Source organism: Dankookia rubra, from assembly GCF_004355005.1.
GTDB classification, from domain to species: domain Bacteria; phylum Pseudomonadota; class Alphaproteobacteria; order Acetobacterales; family Acetobacteraceae; genus Paracraurococcus; species Paracraurococcus ruber_A.
On sequence record NZ_SMSJ01000003.1, the window covers coordinates 140561 to 158579 of the forward strand.

General features: G+C 70.6%; 19 protein-coding genes. 8 read left to right on the plus strand and 11 right to left on the minus strand.

The features are described 5' to 3' along the window. Positions 1-60 precede the first annotated feature (60 nt). Together E2C06_RS03785 and E2C06_RS03790 are read right to left on the minus strand one after the other, a co-directional pair. The gene (locus tag E2C06_RS03785) at positions 61-1062 is read right to left on the minus strand and encodes a dipeptidase (RefSeq protein WP_133287239.1); all 1002 of its coding nucleotides are present in this window, start codon (positions 1060-1062) and stop codon (positions 61-63) included. Further along, complete coding sequence (locus E2C06_RS03790) at positions 1059-2138, minus strand: histone deacetylase family protein (protein WP_338324198.1); 1080 nt, start codon at positions 2136-2138, stop codon at positions 1059-1061. The genes E2C06_RS03785 and E2C06_RS03790 overlap by 4 nt, the downstream gene beginning before the upstream one ends. Positions 2139-2194: 56 nt before the next feature. Between E2C06_RS03790 and E2C06_RS03795 the strand changes: the two genes are divergently transcribed. The 3 genes from E2C06_RS03795 to E2C06_RS03805 are packed head-to-tail and all read left to right on the plus strand — an operon-like array spanning position 2195 to position 6258. Beyond that, positions 2195-3487 (plus strand): ArgE/DapE family deacylase, encoded by a 1293-nt coding sequence (locus E2C06_RS03795; protein WP_133287240.1) that lies wholly within the window; start codon positions 2195-2197, stop codon positions 3485-3487. Between the two features lie 4 nt (positions 3488-3491). Continuing rightward, entirely contained in the window at positions 3492-4748 is a 1257-nt protein-coding gene (locus E2C06_RS03800) for a M20 family metallo-hydrolase (protein WP_133287241.1), read from the plus strand. Positions 4749-4752: 4 nt separating this feature from the next. Then, positions 4753-6258 carry a M81 family metallopeptidase gene (locus E2C06_RS03805; RefSeq protein WP_133287242.1) on the plus strand — a complete coding sequence of 502 codons (1506 nt, stop codon included), beginning with the start codon at positions 4753-4755 and terminating at the stop codon, positions 6256-6258. A 153-nt stretch (positions 6259-6411) separates the two neighbouring features. Here E2C06_RS03805 and E2C06_RS03810 read toward each other — a convergent pair whose 3' ends face one another. From E2C06_RS03810 to E2C06_RS03830, 5 genes are all read right to left on the minus strand, one after another. Continuing rightward, entirely contained in the window at positions 6412-6831 is a 420-nt protein-coding gene (locus E2C06_RS03810) for a hypothetical protein (protein ID WP_133287243.1), read from the minus strand. A gap of 44 nt (positions 6832-6875) precedes the next feature. Next, entirely contained in the window at positions 6876-7811 is a 936-nt protein-coding gene (locus tag E2C06_RS03815; RefSeq protein ID WP_133287364.1) for a sugar kinase, read from the minus strand. Positions 7812-7816: 5 nt separating this feature from the next. Further along, the gene (locus E2C06_RS03820) at positions 7817-8446 is read right to left on the minus strand and encodes a bifunctional 4-hydroxy-2-oxoglutarate aldolase/2-dehydro-3-deoxy-phosphogluconate aldolase (RefSeq protein WP_133287244.1); all 630 of its coding nucleotides are present in this window, start codon (positions 8444-8446) and stop codon (positions 7817-7819) included. 78 nt (positions 8447-8524) lie between these two features. Next, the gene (locus E2C06_RS03825) at positions 8525-8812 is read right to left on the minus strand and encodes a hypothetical protein (protein ID WP_133287245.1); all 288 of its coding nucleotides are present in this window, start codon (positions 8810-8812) and stop codon (positions 8525-8527) included. Positions 8813-8899: 87 nt separating this feature from the next. Further along, the gene (locus E2C06_RS03830; RefSeq protein ID WP_133287246.1) at positions 8900-9349 is read right to left on the minus strand and encodes a DUF3429 domain-containing protein; all 450 of its coding nucleotides are present in this window, start codon (positions 9347-9349) and stop codon (positions 8900-8902) included. A 98-nt stretch (positions 9350-9447) separates the two neighbouring features. Here E2C06_RS03830 and E2C06_RS03835 point away from each other — a divergent pair, with 98 nt between their 5' ends. Beyond that, positions 9448-10764 (plus strand): hemolysin family protein, encoded by a 1317-nt coding sequence (locus E2C06_RS03835; RefSeq protein ID WP_193560415.1) that lies wholly within the window; start codon positions 9448-9450, stop codon positions 10762-10764. Between the two features lie 19 nt (positions 10765-10783). Here E2C06_RS03835 and gpt read toward each other — a convergent pair whose 3' ends face one another. Further along, positions 10784-11263: a xanthine phosphoribosyltransferase gene (gene gpt, locus E2C06_RS03840; RefSeq protein WP_193560416.1), complete on the minus strand. Its 480-nt coding sequence runs from the start codon at positions 11261-11263 to the stop codon at positions 10784-10786. 2 nt (positions 11264-11265) lie between these two features. Beyond that, positions 11266-11607: a tRNA-binding protein gene (locus tag E2C06_RS03845; RefSeq protein WP_133287248.1), complete on the minus strand. Its 342-nt coding sequence runs from the start codon at positions 11605-11607 to the stop codon at positions 11266-11268. A gap of 137 nt (positions 11608-11744) precedes the next feature. Here E2C06_RS03845 and ggt point away from each other — a divergent pair, with 137 nt between their 5' ends. Genes ggt through E2C06_RS03860 form a run of 3 tightly spaced genes read left to right on the plus strand, consistent with a single transcriptional unit; the run spans position 11745 to position 15345 of the window. Continuing rightward, entirely contained in the window at positions 11745-13358 is a 1614-nt protein-coding gene (gene ggt / locus E2C06_RS03850; protein ID WP_241671105.1) for a gamma-glutamyltransferase, read from the plus strand. Beyond that, complete coding sequence (locus E2C06_RS03855; protein WP_133287249.1) at positions 13358-13852, plus strand: O-acetyl-ADP-ribose deacetylase; 495 nt, start codon at positions 13358-13360, stop codon at positions 13850-13852. Before ggt ends, E2C06_RS03855 begins: the two co-directional genes overlap by 1 nt. Next, a complete protein-coding gene (locus E2C06_RS03860; RefSeq protein WP_133287250.1) occupies positions 13849-15345 on the plus strand; it encodes an amidase in 1497 nt (498 codons plus the stop codon). The genes E2C06_RS03855 and E2C06_RS03860 overlap by 4 nt, the downstream gene beginning before the upstream one ends. 2 nt (positions 15346-15347) lie before the next feature. Here E2C06_RS03860 and E2C06_RS03865 read toward each other — a convergent pair whose 3' ends face one another. Continuing rightward, the gene (locus E2C06_RS03865; protein ID WP_133287251.1) at positions 15348-15638 is read right to left on the minus strand and encodes a hypothetical protein; all 291 of its coding nucleotides are present in this window, start codon (positions 15636-15638) and stop codon (positions 15348-15350) included. Positions 15639-15737: 99 nt separating this feature from the next. Beyond that, positions 15738-15992 (minus strand): Lrp/AsnC ligand binding domain-containing protein, encoded by a 255-nt coding sequence (locus tag E2C06_RS03870; RefSeq protein WP_133287252.1) that lies wholly within the window; start codon positions 15990-15992, stop codon positions 15738-15740. A gap of 328 nt (positions 15993-16320) precedes the next feature. On the opposite strand from E2C06_RS03870, the gene E2C06_RS03875 reads away from it, so the two are divergent. Beyond that, positions 16321-18009 (plus strand): HWE histidine kinase domain-containing protein, encoded by a 1689-nt coding sequence (locus tag E2C06_RS03875; protein ID WP_133287253.1) that lies wholly within the window; start codon positions 16321-16323, stop codon positions 18007-18009. Positions 18010-18019 lie beyond the last annotated feature (10 nt).

Consider the following 18019-nt stretch of genomic DNA (forward strand, 5'->3'; position numbering starts at 1 on the left):
TGGCGGTCGGGCCATGGCCGCGCAACAACACAATGCAATAACAAAATGAACTGAGGTAACCTAACCGGCCGCGGCCTCCGCCTGGCGCAGCAGCCGGATGAAGTTGCCCGACCAGAGCAGCCTCAGCTCCCGCGGACCGTAGCCGCGCCGCAGCAGGGCCGCGCTCAGCCCCGGCGTCTCGGCCGCATTCTGCCAGCCTTCCACCGCGCCGCCGCCGTCGAAGTCGGAGGAGACGCCGACATGCTCGACGCCGATGCGGTTCACCGCATGGTCGACATGGTCGGCCATGTCCTCGACGCTTGCCGGGTTGCGCTGGCCGTCCGGCACCTTCCGCAGGAAGGCCGGCACCGCGGTGATCTGCGCCAGGCCGCCGACCCGCCGCAGCGCATCAAGCTGCTCGTCGTCGATGCCGCGCGGATGGTCGCAGAGCGCGCGGCAGGCGGTATGCGTGGCGACGACCGGGGTGCGCGACACCTCGGCCGCCTGCAGCATGCCCTGCTTCGAGACATGGCTGACATCGACCAGCATCCCCGCCCGGTTCAGCGCGCCGATCGCAGCGCGGCCGAGCGGCGAGAGCCCGCCATGTTCCGCCGGCGCGTCACCCAGCTGCGGTCGCGGCCGGGCGCTGTCCGACAGGTCGTTGTGCCCGTCATGCGTCAGGGTCAGGTAGCAGGCGCCGAGTGCCTTCCAGCGCGCCGGCGCGCCCAGGTCATGGCCCATAGAATAGCCGTTCTCGACCGCCGACATCACCGCCAGGGCGCCGGCGGCGAAGCAGGCTTCCAACTCGTCGGCCGTGGCGCAGAAGTGGTGCGCCGCGCCGTCGGCACGGGCGCGGATATGCCGCAGCATGGCCTCGGCGCGTTCGGCGGCGGCCGCATGCCCCGCCGCGTCGCGCTTGCCCTGGCCGACATAGGCGATGAAGATCGCCGCGTTCAGCCCGCCGCGCGTCATCTTCGGGAAGTCGACCCGCATCGGACCTTCCGTCAGCGGGTCCGGCGGATCCGGCCAGCGGATGTCGACATGGGTGTCGAGACAGAGGGTGGCCGCGTGGATGTCGCTCATGCCTCGCTCCAGCCGGTCAGAAACCGCTGCAACAGGCTGCCGAGCAGGTCGATGTTGTAGCCGCCTTCCTGGATCAGCGCGCTCGGCAGGCCGAGGCCGGCGATCAGAGCGCCGGCCCGGGCGAAGCCGTCCGCCGTCACGCTCAGCGCGTTCAGCGGCTCGTGCTCGGAGGCATCGAAGCCGAGCGAGACGACCAACGCCTCCGCCCCGAAGTCGCGCGCCACCTGGACACCACGGGCCACGGCCTCCAGCCAGGGCGCATCGCCGCTGCCGATGGCAAGCGGCAGGTTGAGGTTGCAGCCGGCGCCGGCGCCGGCGCCGCGTTCCTCGGCATGGCCGACATACCAGGGATAGTAGCGCGTCGGGTCGCCATGGACGGAGACGGTCAGCACGTCCTCCCGCTCCCAGAAGATGCCCTGGGTGCCGTTGCCGTGATGGCTGTCGATGTCGAGGGTGGCGACCCGCGGTGCCCCGGCGGCCCGCAGCGCCTCGACCGCCAGGGCGGCGTTGTTGACGTAACAATGGCCGCCGGCCCGGGCGGCATAGGCGTGGTGGCCGGGCGGGCGGCAGAGCGCGTAGGCGCTGCGGCCGGCCGCCGCCTCGGCCGCGGCGGCCAGGGCGACGCCGGCGGCGGAGAGCGTCGCCTCCCAGGTCCCGGGGCCGATCGGGCAGGCGGCGTCGGCGCTGTACCAGCCGGCCTGGCCGATGATGTGGTTGCCGGCCCGGGCGCCATGCGCCAGCATCTCGGGCGCGGGATGGATGTTGGCCACGACCTCCGGCCCGCCACTGGGCAGATCGGCCCAGGCGGCTGCGGCGGTGGCGAGGTATTCGACATAGTCGGGCGTGTGGACCCGGGTCAGCGCGGCCCGCCCGGCCGGCGCCGCGACATCCGGCACGATGCCCAGCGCCTGCAGCCCCGCCAGCAGCGAGGCGGCGCGTTCCGGTACCTCGAAATTCGGGCGGACCTCGCCGCGGGTCAGGAAGAAGCGCGGCGTATGCCGGGCCTGGTCGGGGTGATGGAAGGCGCGCATGGCGCTCAGGCTAGCAGCGCCGAGCCCCTTGTCCATGCGCCGCATGGCTGGACATGCCACGGCCGCTGGGCTGCACTGCCGCGCCGCAACACGGAGCCCGCATGACCCAAAGCCTCGATCCCGGTGCCCGTCGCGCCATCCTCGAAGCGGTCGATGCGCTGCGGGACTGGTCGGTGACCACGCTGGCAGGGCTGGTGCGCTGCCCCTCGGTGCTGGGCCAGGAGCATTCGGCGTTGGAGGAAATGGCCCGGCTCTATGCCGGGCTGGGGCTGGAACCCCGCCGCGTGCCGACCCTGCCGGAGCAGTTGGCCGGGCATCCCGGCTTCTCGCCGCCGCTGATCAGCTATGCCGGCCGCGACAACGTCGTCGCGGTGCATCGGCCGCGGGCGTCCACCGGCCGAAGCCTGGTGCTGCAGGGCCATGTCGACGTGGTGCCGGAAGGCGCTGCGGACATGTGGGAGACCCCGCCCTACGAGCCCGCCATCCGCGATGGCCGCATGTATGGCCGGGGCGCCGGCGACATGAAGGCCGGGATCGTCAGCTACCTCACCGCCTTCAAGGCGATTCAGCTCGCCGGGCTGCAGCCGGCGGCCGAGGTGCAGATGCAGTCGGTGATCGAGGAGGAATGCAGCGGCAACGGCGCGCTGGCCTGCATGCTGGCGATGCCGAAGTCCGATGCGGTGATCATCCCGGAACCCGGCCCTGGCCTCGATGCGCTCTACACCGCCGAGGTCGGCGTGGTCTGGGCCTGGGTGACCGTGTCTGGCCGGCCGGCGCATGTGCGCGACATGCAGGCCGGGCTGAACGCGATCGAGGCGGCGCAGATCATCGGCGAAGCCCTCAAGGCCTACGAGCGCGAGATGAACGACGGGTCGCGCATCCACCCGGCCTTCCGCGGGGTGAACCACCCGGTCAACGTCAACCTCGGCACCATCGAGGGCGGCGAGTGGAATTCGTCGGTCGCCACCCGCTGCCGCATCGGCCTGCGGATCGGCGTCATGATGGGCTATACCGCAGCGCAGACGCGGGCGGATGTCGAGCGCATCGTCGAGCAGGCGAAGCAGCACGAGCGGCTGCGCGGTGCGCAGGTCAAGCTGGAGTTCAAGGGCTTCATGGCCGACCCTTGCGTCTTCGACACCGAAGCCGCGATCGTGCAACTCGCCCGCCGCAGCTATACCGACGTCACCGGCGGGAGCCTGCGCGACTACCCCGCGACCGGGCTGACCGATGGCCGGTTCTTCGCGCTGTACCAGGGCACGCCGGTCGCCTGCTTCGGCCCGGACGCGGTCGACATCCACGGCATCGACGAGAATGTCGGCCTGGACAGCATGCATGGCATCACCCGCACCATCGCCCTGACCATGGCCGAGTGGTGCGGGGTGGAGAAGGTCTGAGGCGATGAGCGCGAGCAACCTGCCGCTGTCGGGCACCCGGCTCTGGGACAGCCTGATGGAGATGGCGAAGGTCGGCGGCACGCCGAAGGGCGGCAGCAACCGCCAGACCCTGACCGACGTCGACGCCGAGGGCCGTGCGTTGCTCCGGCGCTGGGGCGAGGCCTGCGGCCTGACCCTGAGCGTCGACCGGCTCGGCAACATGGTCTTCCGGCGGGAGGGCAGGGACCCCGGCCGCGCCCCGGTCGCCATCGGCAGCCACCTGGATACCCAGCCCACGGGCGGCAAGTTCGACGGCGTGCTCGGCGTGCTGGCGGGGCTCGAGGTCATGCGCGCGCTGCACGAGGCCGGCGCCGAGACCGAGGCGCCGCTGCTGCTGATCAACTGGACCAATGAGGAAGGCGCGCGCTTCTCCCCGCCCATGATGGGCAGCGGCGCCGCCATGGGCATCTTCACCGAGGCGGAGGTGCTGGCCAAGCGCGACCAGGCCGGCGCGGTCTTCGGCGAGGAGCTGCAGCGCATCGGCTGGCAAGGAGAGGCCGACCCGGCCGAGCTGCAGACCTGCGCCGCCTATCTTGAGCTGCATATCGAGCAGGGCAAGCTGCTCGAGGATGCCGGGCTCAATGTCGGCGTGGTTACCCATGCGCTGGCGCAGCACTGGTTCGAGGTGGTGGTGGAGGGTGAGGATGCGCATGGCGGGTCGCCCATGGCGGGCCGGCGCGATGCGATGATGGCCGCGGCGCCGCTGATCGCCGCGGTCGAGGAGATCGCCCTGGCGACCCTGGCGCCCTCCGGCGAGCCCGGCCGCGGCACGGTCGGCGTGGTCGAGGTCTACCCATCGAGCCGCAACGTCGCGCCCAGCCGGGTCTTCTTCAGCGTCGACTTCCGCCACAGCGACCCCGATGCGCTGGCGCGCATGGGCGATGCACTGGCGGCGCGGGCGGCGGAGATCGCCGCGGCGCGCCGGGTGACGGCGACGGTGACGCCCTTCTGGTACTCGCCGCACACGCCTTTCGACTCGACGCTGGTGGAACGCGCGCGAGCCTCGGCCACGGCGCGCGGGCTGCGCTGGCGGGAGATGCCGACGGCGATCGGCCATGACGCGGTCTACATGGCGCGGAAGGTGCCGACGGTGATGATCTTCACACCCTGCCATGGCGGACTGAGCCACAACGAGGCCGAAAGCATCACCCTGGAATGGGCGGAAGCCGGGCTGCAGGTGCTGGCCGATGCGGCGATCGCCACGGCAAACGCGAAGGCCTGATCCCATGCGCATCGCCATCGGCGGCTTCCAGCACGAGAGCCATTCCTTCGCCCCGCTGCCGACCGGCTGGCGCGAATTCCTCCACCCCGGCGGCTTTCCCGGCCTTCAGCGCCCGGCGACCCTGGTCGAGACCATGCGCCCGACCTCCGTCCCCTGCGCCGGCGCGATCGAGGTGCTGGAGGCGACGGGTGCCACCATCGTCCCGCTGACCTGGTGCTTTGCCAACCCGGCCGGTCCGGTGACGGCCGAGGCTTTCGAGCGCATCGCCGCGCTGCTGGTCGCGGCGCTGTCGGATGCGCTCGAGGCGGGGCCGCTCGACGGCATCTACCTAGAGCTGCACGGCGCGATGGTCGCGGTCGGCTTCGACGACGCCGAGGGCGAGCTGCTGCGTCGGGTCCGCGCCGTGGTCGGGCCGGACCTGCCGCTGACCGTCAGTCTCGACCCGCATGCCAACAAGACGCGGCAGATGGTCGCGTTGTCGGATGCGCTGGTGCCCTACCGCACCTACCCGCATGTCGACATGAAGCCGGCTGGCGCGCAGGCGACCCGGCTGCTGCTGGAACGCATCCGCCGCGGCCGCCAGGGCATGCCCCCTTGGGCGCGCGCCTTCGCCGAGATCGACTTCCTGATCCCGCTGACCATGCAATGCACCCTGGTGCCGCCGATGTCGCTGGTGCTGGAGGAACGCGCCCGGCTTGAGGCCCTGCATGGCTGCGCCGAGCTCGCCTTCTGCTTCGGCTTCCCCTATGCCGACTTTCCCGGCTGCGGCGTCGCCATCGCCGGCTATGCCGAGACGCAGGAGGCGGCCGATGCCGCGGTCGGCGGTCTGAAGGCCTATCTCGACGCGCATGAGCCCGACTTCGCCGGCGGCGTCGCCCCGGCGGCGGAAGGCGTGGCGCAGGCGATCGTCCTGGCGCGCGGCGCATCGAAGCCGGTCGTCATGGCGGATACCCAGGACAATCCGGGCGGCGGCGGCCATGGCGACACCACCGGCCTGCTGGCCGAGCTGATCCGGCAGGATGCGCAGGGTGCCGTGCTTGGCCTGATCAACGATGCCGAGAGTGCGGCCGCCTGCCATGCGGCGGGGGTGGGGGCGACGCTTTCGCTCTCGCTCGGCGGCCGGAGCGACGGCGCGCCGCTGGCCGTCACCGCGGTGGTCGAGGCGCTGACCGACGGCCGCTTCACCGGCACCGGGCCGATGTCGAAAGGCAATCCGGTCGATCTCGGCCCGACCGCGCTGATCCGCGTCTCCTCCGGCGTCCGCGTGATCGTGGTCACGCGGAAGATGCAGGCGCTGGACCAGTCGCTGTTCACCCATATCGGCGTCGATCCGGCGGCGCAGAATATCCTGGCGCTGAAGTCGAGCGTGCATTTCCGGGCGCATTTCCAGCCGATCGCGAAGGCGGTCACCGTGGTCGCGGCACCCGGGCCGGTCGTGGCGGACCCGGCGGTGTTGCCCTTCACCAACCTGCGGCCCGGGCTGCGGCTGCGCCCGGGGGCCAATCGCTAGGGCCGATCCCGATCTGGTGGACTCACCTGATCGGGTAGATTGGCTCGCAAAAACAAGCGGCTAGAGCGGTTGCCGTGAGCCAAGGCGAACGCAGACCGCTTTAGTGGATCGGCGGAGCACCTTCCCGCGGCGCCTGGCTTGGGGCGACCAGCCTCAGTGCAGGCTGGCCCGCGCGGCCTCGGCCCGCTGCACCAGGGCGGTGCCCTCCGGGCTGTTCAGCATGCCGTCCATCCGCCGCACGGCCGGACCCTGTTCCGTGCACCAGGCGGCGCGGTCGCGGCCGCGCTGCTTCGGGTCGAAATGCGGCGGTGCCAGGCTGCGCAGGAAGGCATCGCGAGCCTGGGTGCCGCCGTCACGGCGTCGCACCTCCAGCGCCGCTTCCTCGATCCGGGCCGCGCGTTCCTGCGCCGGCTGCGACACCACCAGGCCGCAGAGTTGCGCCGCCCGCACCAGGCCGCCGATCTCGGGCGCCTTGCTGGTCAGTTCCGCCAGGTCGGGGACCGGCTCGGCCGGCTGCGGATCCCCGGCGCAGGCAAGGAGCAAGAGCAGCGGAAGCAGGGAGCCATGGCGCATACTCGACCGATACCGCTTCCGGACCGCCGGAGTAAACGCGGCGGCTATCCGACCGTCCCCCGCAGGAGGGCCCGCACCGCGTCCGGCCGGGGCAGGGGCGCCACCGCACCATAGCCGGTGGTCGACAAGGCGGCGCATGCATTCGCATAGGTCGCCGCCTCGACCGGCGCATCGCCCGCCAGCAGCCGCGCCAGCAGCGCCCCGGCGAAGGCGTCCCCGGCGCCGGTCGCATCCACGGCCTTCACCCGGCAGGGTGGGATCAGCGTCCGGCCGCCTTCGGGGGTGGCGACCAGCACGCCGTCCTTGCCCTGCTTCAGCAGCACGATCGGGCAGCCGAGGCGGAGGTAGAAGTCGGCGATCGCCTCCGGCGCCTGCAGCCCGGTCAGCACCCGCGCATCATCGAGCGAGGGCAGTGCGATGTCCGCGGCGGCGATCGCCGCATGGATCACCGCCGCGGCCCGCGCCTGCGGCCAGAGCGCCAGGCGGAGGTTGGTGTCGTAGGAGACCTTCACCCCCGCCGCCTTGGCCACCGCGATGGCATGGAAGACCGCGTCGCAGGCGCTGGTCGAGATCGCCTGGCTGATGCCGGAGACATGCAGGATGCGGGCGGCGCGGATCGCGTCCTCGGGCACGTCGCGCGGGGCGTAGCGGCTGGCGGCGCTGTTGCTGCGGTAGAAGGTGAAGGCATGGCCGCCTGCGTCATGGGTGACGACGTAGAGCGCCGTCGGGGCCTCCGCATTGCGGACGACCGTGGCGGTATCCACCCCCTCCTGCGCCCATAGCTGCATGAAGCTGTCGCCCGGCCGGTCCTGGCCGATGGCGGTGACGTAGCCGACGCTCGCGCCCTGCCGCGCGGCGCAGATGGCGGCATTGCTGGTGTCGCCGCCATGGCCTTCCAGGTATAGCGCGCGGCCGTCGGGCCCGGGCGCCTGGCGATTCAGCTCGAGCATCGGCTCGCCCATGCAGAGCAGGTCCGGCATCGGCGTCACGCCTGCATCAGGCCGAGCGCGTCGCGCGCCGCGCGCTGGATCGCCGCCTTGTCGCCGGCGGCGATCCGCGCCTCGTCGACCAGCTTGCCGCCGATGCCTACGAAGGCGGCGCCGGCGGCGAGATAGGCGGGCGCATTGGCGGCATCGACGCCGCCGGTCGGGCAGAAGACCGCTTCCGGGAAGACCGCGCGGACGGCTTTGATGTGCGCCGGACCGCCGGCCGAGCTTGCCGGAAAGATCTTCACCACGTCGGCCCCGGCGGCGAGCGCGGCGCGGATCTCGGTCGGCGTCATGGCGCCCGGCATGGCGCAGGCGCCGGCCTGCTTCGCCACCGCTATCACCGCGGGGTCGGTCCAGGGCGTCACCAGGAACTTCGCCCCGGCTTCCAGGCAGGCCTCCGCCATCCGTGCATCCGGCACCGTGCCGGCGCCGACCAGCAGGCCGGGCTGCGCCGCCATCTCGCGGATCAGCGGCAGGGCATCCGGGATGGTCAGGGTGATCTCGAGGATGGTCATCCCCGCCTCCCGCAGCCAGTCGCAGGCGGTGGCGGCGAGGGCGGCGGTGGAGGTGCGGACCACCGGCACAACGCGGGCCCGGCGCAATTCGGGAATGAGCGGATGGGTCATGGCTAGCCTCCCTCGGCGCCCGCATCCTGCGGCCAGGGGCGGCGCGGGGCCAGGGCCCCCGTGATCAGACCTGGCCGATCAGACCCGCGTGGCGGAAAGCCAATCCTCGGCCGTCCGCTCCAGCCGCCGCGCCTCGTCGCCAGCCGTGTGCAGGGTTGCGGCGGTGGTGTCCAGCTCCGCCCGATATGTCGCGAGGCTGGTGTCCAGCCCCTGCATGCTGCTGGCCAGGTCCGACAATTCGCCGCGCAGCGCGGCGACCGCGATGCGTTGGGCCTCCAGCGCGGCGACGAGGTTGCGGAGCGCCAGGCGCAGCCGGTCATCCTCGCGCGCGGGAAAGGCGAGAAGGCTGGCGGTTGTCTCGGTCATGCTGCGGCGCTCCAGGCATTGTCTAATTTTTTGTAAACGTCCCAGCCGGAAGGACCAATGCACATGGCTGTCAGGCGATGGCCGCCGTCAGACCGGCGGCGCCGCGGCGCCGGCCGCCAGGCTGAGCGCGGCGCCGAGACTCAGGATCCAGCGCAGCTGCAGGTAGGCCGGCGGCACCAGTCCGCGCCCGGCCGCCGCCGTCTCCACCGCCGCGGTGCCGAGGATGCCGAGCGCCAGCAACGACAGCCCCGGCAGCGGCGGCAGCAGCAGCGCCACCCAGCCGACCAGGGAGGGCAGCACGCCGAGCCCGAGCCGCGGCGCCGTCGCCGCTGCCTCCGTCGCCGGTGCGCGGAGCGCCAGCCCCCAGTGCACCGCGCCGAGGAAGCTGAGGATCACCGCGCCATAGGCGGCCAGTGCATAAAGCGCGACGCCGCGCCATTCCGCAGGCGCCGTCCAGGCGAGCAGGGCGGAGCCGAGGAAGGGCAGCAGCCCGGCGAGGCCGAGCCAGAGCGTGGGGCGGGGCAGGGGTTGGTCCATGCCCGATGAGATCGTCGGATCGTGCCGGCGTGCAACCCCGCCGCCGCTACCGCCGCACCGCCTGCCGGCGTAGAACCCGCGCTGGAGCGGGGATGGGCATGGGTATCTGGTTCGAGATCGGGGTGATCCTGCTGCTGGTGGTGCTGAACGGCGTCTTCGCCATGAGCGAGCTGGCGATCGTCTCCGCCCGCCGCGGCCGGCTGATGGCGATGGAGCGGCGCGGCAGCCCCGGCGCCGCTGCGGCCCTCTCGTTGGCCGAGGACCCGCAGCGCTTCCTGCCGACGGTGCAGGTCGGGATCAGCCTGGTCGGCATCCTGGCCGGCGTCTTTGGCGGCGCCCAGCTGGCCGGGCCGCTGGGCGAGGCGCTGGCGCGCATCCCCGGCCTCGCCCCCTTCGCCAACGAGGCCGGCTTCGTCCTGGTGGTGGTGGCGATCGCCTATGCCAACCTGATCCTCGGCGAGTTGGTGCCGAAGCAGCTGGCGCTGCGCGACCCGGAACGCTTCGCTGTTGCCGTCGCCCGGCCGATGGCCTGGCTGGCGCGCTATACCGCGCCCGTCGTCTGGGTGCTCTCGCGCTCCTCCTCGCTCGTGCTGCGCATGTTCGGGGCGCATATGCCGCAGGACCAGTCGGTGACGGAGGAGGAGGTGAAGGCCGTGGTCGCCGAGGGCGCCCAGGCCGGCGCGCTGGAGCACGAGGAGCGCCACATGATCGAGCGCGTGCTGCGGCTGGCCGACAAGCCGGTGCGCGCGCTGATGACGCCGCGCAATGACGTCGCCTGGATCGACCGCAATGCCTCCCCGCAGGATCTGGCGGCGACGCTCCGGGCGCATACCGTGACGCGCTTCGTCGTCGCCGACCGGCGGATCGACAACGTGGTCGGCGTGGTGGCGACGAAGGACCTGCTGGACCAGATGCTGGAGGGCGCGCCGCTCTCGATTCCCAATGCCCAACGCCAGCCGCTGGTGCTGCCGGACAGCCTGCCGGCGATCGACGCGTTGGAGCGGATGCGGCACGACCCCGTTGGCATCGCCGTGGTGCTCGACGAATACGGGAGCTTCGAGGGGGTGGTCACCACCTCGGACCTGCTGGAGGCCATCGTCGGCGAGCTCGGCCCGGCGGATGCGCCGGAGCAGCCGGGCGAGACGATCCAGCGCGCCGATGGCAGCCTTCTGCTGGACGGGATGATGCCGAGCGACGAGTTGCGGGCGCAGCTCGACCTGCCGCAGCTGCCCTACCAGGGCAGCTACCACACGGTGGCGGGGCTGATGCTGGCGCTGCTGCGGCGGGTGCCGCGCGAGGGTGACCGGATCGTCTGGGCCGGCTGGCGCTTCGAGATCGTCGACATGGACGGCCGCCGCGTCGACAAGGTGCTGGCGATCCGGGAGGAGACGGTGGTGGTGGCCGGCACCACCTAGCGCCAGCTCCGCCCCCGGCTCACCTCGCCGCCGCGCTCCGGGCGATCGGGGCGATGAACTGCGCCTCGGTATCCCAGGGAAAGAGGATCCAGGTGTCCTGGCTGACCTCGGTGATGAAGGTGTCGACCAGCGGCCGGCCCTTCGGCTTGGCATAGACCGTGGCGAAATGCGCCTTCGGCAGCAGCGCGCGGACCACCTTGGCGGTGGTCCCGGTATCCACCAGGTCATCGACCAGCAGCCAGCCCTCGCCGTCGCCGGCCGCGGCCGGCGGCTTGACGACCTGCGGCAGGCCGCGCTCTTCCTCGTTGTAGGTGACGACCGAGACGGTCTCGATCAGCCGGGCTTCCAGCTCGCGCGCCACGATCGCCGCCGGGATCAGCCCGCCGCGGGTGATCGCGACGATGCCTCGCCAGGGACCTCGGTCGTTCAGCCGCCAGGCCAGCGCCTTGCTGTCGCGGTGCAGCTGGTCCCAGCTGACGGTGTAGTAGCGATTGGACATGCTCAGAACAGCTTTCCCCCGTCAGGCACCTTCAGGTCGGGCTTGACCAGCACCACTGCCCCGTTCTCGTCCGGCACGCCGAGCACCAGCACCTCCGAGGTGAAGGGGCCGATCTGCCGCGGCGGGAAGTTCACCACCGCCATGACCTGCCGGCCGATCAGCCGGTCGCAGGGATAATGGACCGTGATCTGCGCCGAGGACTGCCTGACCCCGAGCGGGGCGCCGAAATCGACCCAGAGCTTGACCGCCGGCTTGCGCGCCTCGGGGAAGGGCTGGGCATCGACGATGGTGCCGACCCGGATGTCGACTTTTTCGAAGTCGCCGTAGCTGATCACGTCCGCCATTCCCCTGGCATAGCCCTTCGGGGGGTTGCCAGGGAAGGGCCGGGTTGCCGCCGGGCGGAGGTCATGCGAGACGCAAGCTTCCCCCGGAAGGCCGCCGGCATCTCCGGATACCGCCATAAGCAAGAACGGACCACCCGATGAAGCGCGACTTCCACGCCCCCGGCCGCAGCGCCGTCTACGGCACCGCCGGCATGGCAGCCACCTCCATGCCGATCGCCACCTTCACGGCCCTGGAAGTCCTGCGGCAGGGCGGCAATGCGCTGGACGGCGCCATCGCCGCCGCCGCAGTGCTGGCGGTGGTGGAGCCGCAGAGCACCGGGATCGGCGGCGATTGCTTCTGCCTCTATGCCCCGGCCGGCACCGGCCGCGTGGTGGCGATCAACGGCAGCGGCCGGGCCCCCTCGGCCTCGACGCCGGAGGCGCTGCGGAGCCGCCAGGTCAGCAAGCTGGTCAATACCGACCCGCATGTCGTCACCATCCCCGGCGCGATCTCGGCCTGGGAGCTGCTGAACAGCGCCCATGGCCGTAAGCCGCTGGGCGAGCTGCTTGCCCCCGCGATCCGCTGCGCCGAGGAGGGCTGGCCGGTGCATGCGAGGGTCGCGCTCGACTGGCACGACGCCGCCGACAAGCTGCGCGGCAACGCCGCCTCCGCCCGCCGCTTCCTGGTGGACGGCATGGCGCCCGGCATCGGCCACCGCTTCGTCCAGCCGGAGCTGGGCCGGACGCTGCGGGCCATCGCGGCCAAGGGGGCGCGTGCCTTCTACGAGGGCGAGATCGCCGCCGATATGGTGGCGACGCTGCGCGCCCTCGGCGGCCTGCACACGGAAGAAGACTTCGCCAATGCCCTGCGCATGGCCGAGTTCGTCGAGCCTATCAAGGCATCCTGGCGCGGCATGCAGGTCTACCAATGCCCGCCGAACGGCAGCGGCCTGCATGTCCTCCAGCTGCTCGGCATCCTCGAGGGTTTCGAGACGCCGGAGCAGGGGCCGATGAGCGCCGAGCGCTACCACCGCCACATCGAGGCGGCCCGGCTGGTCTACCGCGACCGCGACGCCTTCCTCGCCGACCCGTCCCAGGTGGATGTCCCGGTGGCGAAGCTGACCGACCCGGCCTATCTCGCGGCGCTGCGCGGCCTGATCCGCGACGACCGGGTGATGCCGGCCATGCCGCCGGCCGGCGAGAGCGACCTGGCCCGGCACAAGGACACCGTCTACCTCTGCGTGGTGGACGCTGACGGCAACGCCTGCTCCTTCATCAACAGCCTGTTCCAGTCCTTCGGCTCCGGCATCCTGGCGGAGAAGTCGGGCGTCATGCTGCACAACCGCGGCTTCGGCTTCCGGCTGCAGGACGGCCATGTGAACTGCATCGCGCCGAACAAGCGGCCGCTGCACACCATCATCCCGGGGATGGTGATGAAGGACGGCGAGGCGATCATGCCCTACGGCGTCATGGGCGGGCATTTCCAGCCGATGGGGCAGACGCTGTTCCTGTCCAACCACTTCGAATTCGGCCTCGACGTGCAGGAGGCGATCGACTGCCCGCGCCTCTTCCCCGGGCCGGGCGGCGGGCCGGTGGAACTGGAGCGCGGCATTCCCGGCCCGGTCATCGACCGGCTCTCCCGCCTCGGGCACGAGGTGAAGCTGGTCGACAAGCCGCATGGCGGCGGCCAAGCGATCTTCATCGACCGCAGGGCCGGCCATTTCGTCGGCGGCAGCGACCCACGCAAGGACGGCCTCGCCCTCGGCTTCTGATGCGGGCGCTGCTGGCCGACATCACCATCCTCGACGTCGACGCCATCGTCACTGCCGCCAATGCCGCGCTCCGCGGCGGCGGCGGGGTCGATGGTGCGATCCACCGCGCGGCCGGGCCGGCGTTGCTGGCCGCCAGCCTGGCGCTCGGCGGCTGCCCGACCGGGGAGGCGCGGATCACCCCCGGCTTCCGTCTGCGGGCGCGCCACGTCATCCACGCCGTCGGCCCGGTCTGGCAAGGCGGCGGGGCGGGCGAGCCTGACCTGCTCGCCGGCTGCTATCGCCATGCCATGGCGCTGCTGCGCCAGGTCGGCGGCCGCTCCATCGCCTTTCCCGCCATCTCCACGGGTGTCTACCGCTTCCCGCCGGCGCTGGCCGCACCGATCGCCGTCGCCACGGTAAGGCAGTCGCTCGCCGAACACGGCCCGGCGGAGGTCGCTTTCGCCTGCTTCGACGCCCCCATGCTCGCCCTCTACGACAAGGAACTTGCCGCGTGACCGAACCTTGCGACCTGACCGCCCTGGAGGCACGCCGGCTGATCGGCCGCAAGGCGCTGTCGCCGGTCGAACTGCTGGACAGTTGCCTCTCCCGCGTCGCCGCGGTGAACCCGGCGGTCAATGCCATGGTAGCGATGGACGAGGCGGCGGCACGCAAGGCGGCGCAGGCGGCCGAGGCGGCGGTGATGCGCGGCGACGACCTGCCGCCGCTGCATGGCCTGCCGGTCGGCATCAAGGACCTGGAGGATACCGCCGGGCTGCGCACCACCTATGGCAGCCCGATCTTCCAAGACCAGGTGCCCGCGCAGGATTGCGGCATGGTGGCGAGCATCCGCGCCGCCGGCGGCATCGTCATCGGCAAGACCAACACGCCGGAATTCGGCGCCGGCGCCAATACCCGCAACGCGGTCTATGGCGCGACCGGCAATCCCTTCGATCCGGCGCGCTCGGCCGCAGGGTCCTCCGGCGGATCGGCCGTGGCGCTGGCGACCGGCATGGCGCCGCTCTGCTCCGGCTCCGACATGGGCGGCTCGCTGCGCAACCCCGCGGCCTTCTGCGGCATCGTCGGCTTCCGCCCGAGCGCCGGGCTGGTGCCGTCCGAGAAGCGGCTGCATGGCTGGTCCAACCTCGGCGTGCTCGGCCCAATGGCACGCACCGTGCCGGACACCGCGCTGCTGCTCTCGGCCATGGCGTCCGATGACGCCCGTGACCCCCTGGCCTACTCGTTGCACGCCCGCCCGGTGCGCGGGGAGGCGGCGCTGTTCCACCCGCTGCGGCGGCTAGACCTCGCCTCACTGCGGCTTGCGGTTTCCGAGGATTTCGGCGAGGCGCCGGTCGAGCGCGTGGTGCGCGACGCTTTTCGCAGCGTGGCCGCCGCAGCCGCGCCGCTGTTCCGCGACAGTGCCGAGGCGCATCCCGATTGCGGCGGGGCGGACGACGCTTTCCAGGTACTGCGCGCCGCAGCCTTCCTCGGCACGCATCTGGAGAAGGTGCGGACCCGTCCGCAGGATGTCGGCCCGAATGTTCAGGGCAATGTCGAGGAGGGGCTGCGCTACAGCCTCGAGGACTATGCCCGGGCGGCGACCGCGCAAACCCGGCTGTACCGCCGCTTCCAGGACTTCTTCGTGCGGCACGACGTGCTGATCACGCCGGCCATCACCGTCAGCCCGCGCCCCTGGCGCGAGCTCTACCCCACCGAGATCGATGGCCAGCCAACGAGGAGCTACGTCCACTGGCTGGCGCTGGCGTATTACGTGACGCTTGCCGGCCATCCGGCGGTCTGCCTGCCGGTCGGGCGTGACGCCAGGGGCATGCCCTTCGGCCTGCAGATCGTCGGCCCGCGCGGCGGCGACGCCTTCGTCCTGGCCGTGGCCGCGGCGCTGGAGGAGGCATTCGCGGGCGATCCCGCGCTGGCGCGGCCGGTGCCGGACCTGGCGGCGCTGCGGGCGGCGCCGCCGATCAGCAGTATGGACGGCTTCCTCGGCTTCGGCTGAGGCTACCAGCCGCGGCCATAGCCGCGGCCGTAACCGGCGCTGCCGTATCCGGCGCCGCTGTAGCCGCTGCCATAAGGCAGGGCATAACCGGGCCGGCCACCACCGTAACCGCCGGCGTATCGGTGCGGCTTCGGGTGGTCCGAGGCCGCGCCGGCGATCAGCGCCGCGGCGGTGCCGATGCCGGCGCCGAGCAGCAGCGTGCTGCCCCAGTCGGTCGTGCCATTGGGGTTCTGGCAGCCGCCCAGCAGCAGTGCGGCGGACAGGCCAGCGGCGGTGAGCAGGCGGGAAGACATGGCGGGGAACCTCCTGTGACTCCCAGCATGCCGGCGCCGCGAGGCGCGCCTGTGGTGCCGCCGCGGCGGAAGCGCGGCGTCCGTGGCGAAACCGAGGCGCTAGCCCTTCGCGCCGGAGAAGGCGTTGAAGGTCTGGATCGTGTAGGTGTCCTTCACCCCGGGCACGGTTTGCAGCATCTCCACCACGAACAGGCCGATATCCTGTTCCGGCTCGAGGTAGAACTTGCCCATCAGGTCGTACTGGCCCGAGGTGGAGTGCATCTCCGACAGCGCCTCAATGCTGTCCGCCATCTCGCGTGCCACGCGATAGGCCTGACCCATCTCGCACTTGATCATCACGAAGATCGCTCGCATAAATTTCCTTTCTTGACGGCCACTTGCAAAATTTCCGCCACCCAGGGGAGAGGTCAAGGCGTCGCAAAGCTGGATCCGTTTGCCTTTTGCATTGTTAGCCCTCTGCCCACGCCCAGCCGGTTCCTAACAAACCTTCGATCGGTGATTGGATGCTCAACCGCAATAGCATGGATCCGTTATCCCTGGACCCGGGTTGAATGCCGGTTCATCCTTTCGGCTAGTCCGACTTAGGTGGGCGAGTGAAGTGGGTGTACTCAAATCACACAGCGCAACGTCGCTGTCATCGCCCGAAAGGTCTCACAGGCTCGGCTACCACTTAGCAGCCCTCATGGCGTTCGCGCTTCTTCCCACCCTGACCGTTTCCGCGGTAGCCGTTGGCTTGGCCTTATCAGCATATCACCAAGCGTTCGAAGACCGGCTTACCAGCGCGGCCCGGGCAGCTGCATCTGCGGTAGACCGTGTTCTCGAAGGGCATTTGAACTCGCTGGAGACCCTGGCTACCAACCCGTTGCTTGACTTAAACGAAGACGGCGAGTTCGCTGGCTTGGCCGGCTTCTATCAACGGATGATCAGAGCCAGCGCCATATTGGGCACGCCGGTGACATTGATCGGCCGGAACGGGCACTACATCCTCCATACAGACCGCCCCTTCGCTGGCCCGCTGCCGGCGGCACACATGCGAGACGCCATAGATCGTGTTATTCAAACGGGACAACCGGTGGTAGGTCACTTGAGCCAAGAGCCACTGGGCCAAGCGCTCGTTGTTCCAGTGCTGGTGCCAGTTCAACGAAGCGGCCAAGTGATTGCGATCCTGGGAACACCCGTATCACCTGGCAGGCTTTCCCGTGTACTCGCAGACCAAAGCCTGCAGGCCGCACGTTTCGCGGCGGTTTCGGACCCAAGCGGCACGATCGTTGCCGATTTCCCGCCGCAGCACCATGGCTCAGCCGCGCATGCAAGCGATTGGTTGCTGCGAGCGGCGGAACGCGAAACTTCCGGCTTCGTGCAGGGACCATCCAGCATCACGCGCGGCCAAGTAGCGATTGCGTTCAAGCGGTCCAGCGTTGGAGATAGGTGGCTAACGGTTGTGGGCGAGCCGGCATTTGGATCGTCCGTAGCGGTCCAACTGCCCGTGCTGGTTATTGCCCTCGGTGGTGGGATTGTGATCGTCGTGGCGTTCGTGTGCGCAGGCCGGATCGGCAGGCGGCTTCTCGTGGACGTGGACATGCTGACCCAGCAGGCGAGCGCCCTCGCCTCGGACAAAACAAAAGCCTCCCTGGAAGCCTCGCCTGACCCTTCCTCGGCCATCAGGGCCGGAGCCACAGTGGCCGAGTTCGCCGATCTGAGCAAAGCCATGACCCGCGCCGACGAAGCGTTGCGCGATCGAGAGCATAGACAGATGCTTTTGGTGCGCGAAGTCGATCACCGGGCCAAGAATGCTCTTGCAGTCGTTCAGTCGCTGGTTCGCTTAACGCCGGGCGATAATGCGCGGACATTCAAGCACGCCGTACAGGGCCGGGTGGATGCTCTCGCGCGCGCTCATTCCGTATTGGCCAAACATGGCTGGCGCGCGACTGAACTGAAGGAACTCCTTGAGGCTGAATTCGCGCCCTACAAACACGCGGCGTCCTTGATCGGCCCCGCCGTCGCGGTGACCGCGACCGCCGCCCAGCCGATTGCCATGGTCATGCATGAACTGGCGACCAACGCGGCCAAATACGGGGCCTTCTCCGTCATGGGCGGAGCGGTCGCTGTCACCTGGCGCATCGCAGGCGATCACCTTCACCTTCGATGGCGCGAGCATGGTGGTCCGCCAGTGACAGAGAAGCCGGTGCAGCGCGGCTTCGGCTCGCGCATGATCGGTGCCAGTATCGAAAGGCAGCTTGGTGGAACGGTCCTCATGTCCTGGGACCAGTTTTTCGAGTGTGAGATATCCTTGCCGCTCGAACGGGTGATAGGCAAAGACCCGCATGCTTCTCCCGAGACCAAGATCTTGTTCGGGTCGTCGGTGTGCTAGAATGAGGCTG

Bases quoted from the DNA above. Each gene is read 5' to 3' on its own strand.
- E2C06_RS03800 (WP_133287241.1), top strand. From the start codon at position 3,492: ATGAGCGCGAGCAACCTGCCGCTGTCGGGCACCCGGCTCTGGGACAGC.
- E2C06_RS03785 (WP_133287239.1), bottom strand. From the start codon at position 1,062: ATGAGCGACATCCACGCGGCCACCCTCTGTCTCGACACCCATGTCGAC.
- E2C06_RS03805 (WP_133287242.1), top strand. From the start codon at position 4,753: ATGCGCATCGCCATCGGCGGCTTCCAGCACGAGAGCCATTCCTTCGCC.
- E2C06_RS03820 (WP_133287244.1), bottom strand. From the start codon at position 8,446: ATGACCCATCCGCTCATTCCCGAATTGCGCCGGGCCCGCGTTGTGCCG.
- E2C06_RS03830 (WP_133287246.1), bottom strand. From the start codon at position 9,349: ATGGACCAACCCCTGCCCCGCCCCACGCTCTGGCTCGGCCTCGCCGGG.
- gpt (WP_193560416.1), bottom strand. From the start codon at position 11,263: ATGTCCAATCGCTACTACACCGTCAGCTGGGACCAGCTGCACCGCGAC.
- ggt (WP_241671105.1), top strand. From the start codon at position 11,745: ATGAAGCGCGACTTCCACGCCCCCGGCCGCAGCGCCGTCTACGGCACC.
- E2C06_RS03835 (WP_193560415.1), top strand. From the start codon at position 9,448: ATGGGTATCTGGTTCGAGATCGGGGTGATCCTGCTGCTGGTGGTGCTG.
- E2C06_RS03825 (WP_133287245.1), bottom strand. From the start codon at position 8,812: ATGACCGAGACAACCGCCAGCCTTCTCGCCTTTCCCGCGCGCGAGGAT.
- E2C06_RS03855 (WP_133287249.1), top strand. From the start codon at position 13,358: ATGCGGGCGCTGCTGGCCGACATCACCATCCTCGACGTCGACGCCATC.
- E2C06_RS03790 (WP_338324198.1), bottom strand. From the start codon at position 2,138: ATGCGGCGCATGGACAAGGGGCTCGGCGCTGCTAGCCTGAGCGCCATG.
- E2C06_RS03875 (WP_133287253.1), top strand. From the start codon at position 16,321: ATGGCGTTCGCGCTTCTTCCCACCCTGACCGTTTCCGCGGTAGCCGTT.
- E2C06_RS03810 (WP_133287243.1), bottom strand. From the start codon at position 6,831: ATGCGCCATGGCTCCCTGCTTCCGCTGCTCTTGCTCCTTGCCTGCGCC.
- E2C06_RS03865 (WP_133287251.1), bottom strand. From the start codon at position 15,638: ATGTCTTCCCGCCTGCTCACCGCCGCTGGCCTGTCCGCCGCACTGCTG.
- E2C06_RS03815 (WP_133287364.1), bottom strand. From the start codon at position 7,811: ATGCCGGACCTGCTCTGCATGGGCGAGCCGATGCTCGAGCTGAATCGC.
- E2C06_RS03795 (WP_133287240.1), top strand. From the start codon at position 2,195: ATGACCCAAAGCCTCGATCCCGGTGCCCGTCGCGCCATCCTCGAAGCG.
- E2C06_RS03870 (WP_133287252.1), bottom strand. From the start codon at position 15,992: ATGCGAGCGATCTTCGTGATGATCAAGTGCGAGATGGGTCAGGCCTAT.
- E2C06_RS03845 (WP_133287248.1), bottom strand. From the start codon at position 11,607: ATGGCGGACGTGATCAGCTACGGCGACTTCGAAAAAGTCGACATCCGG.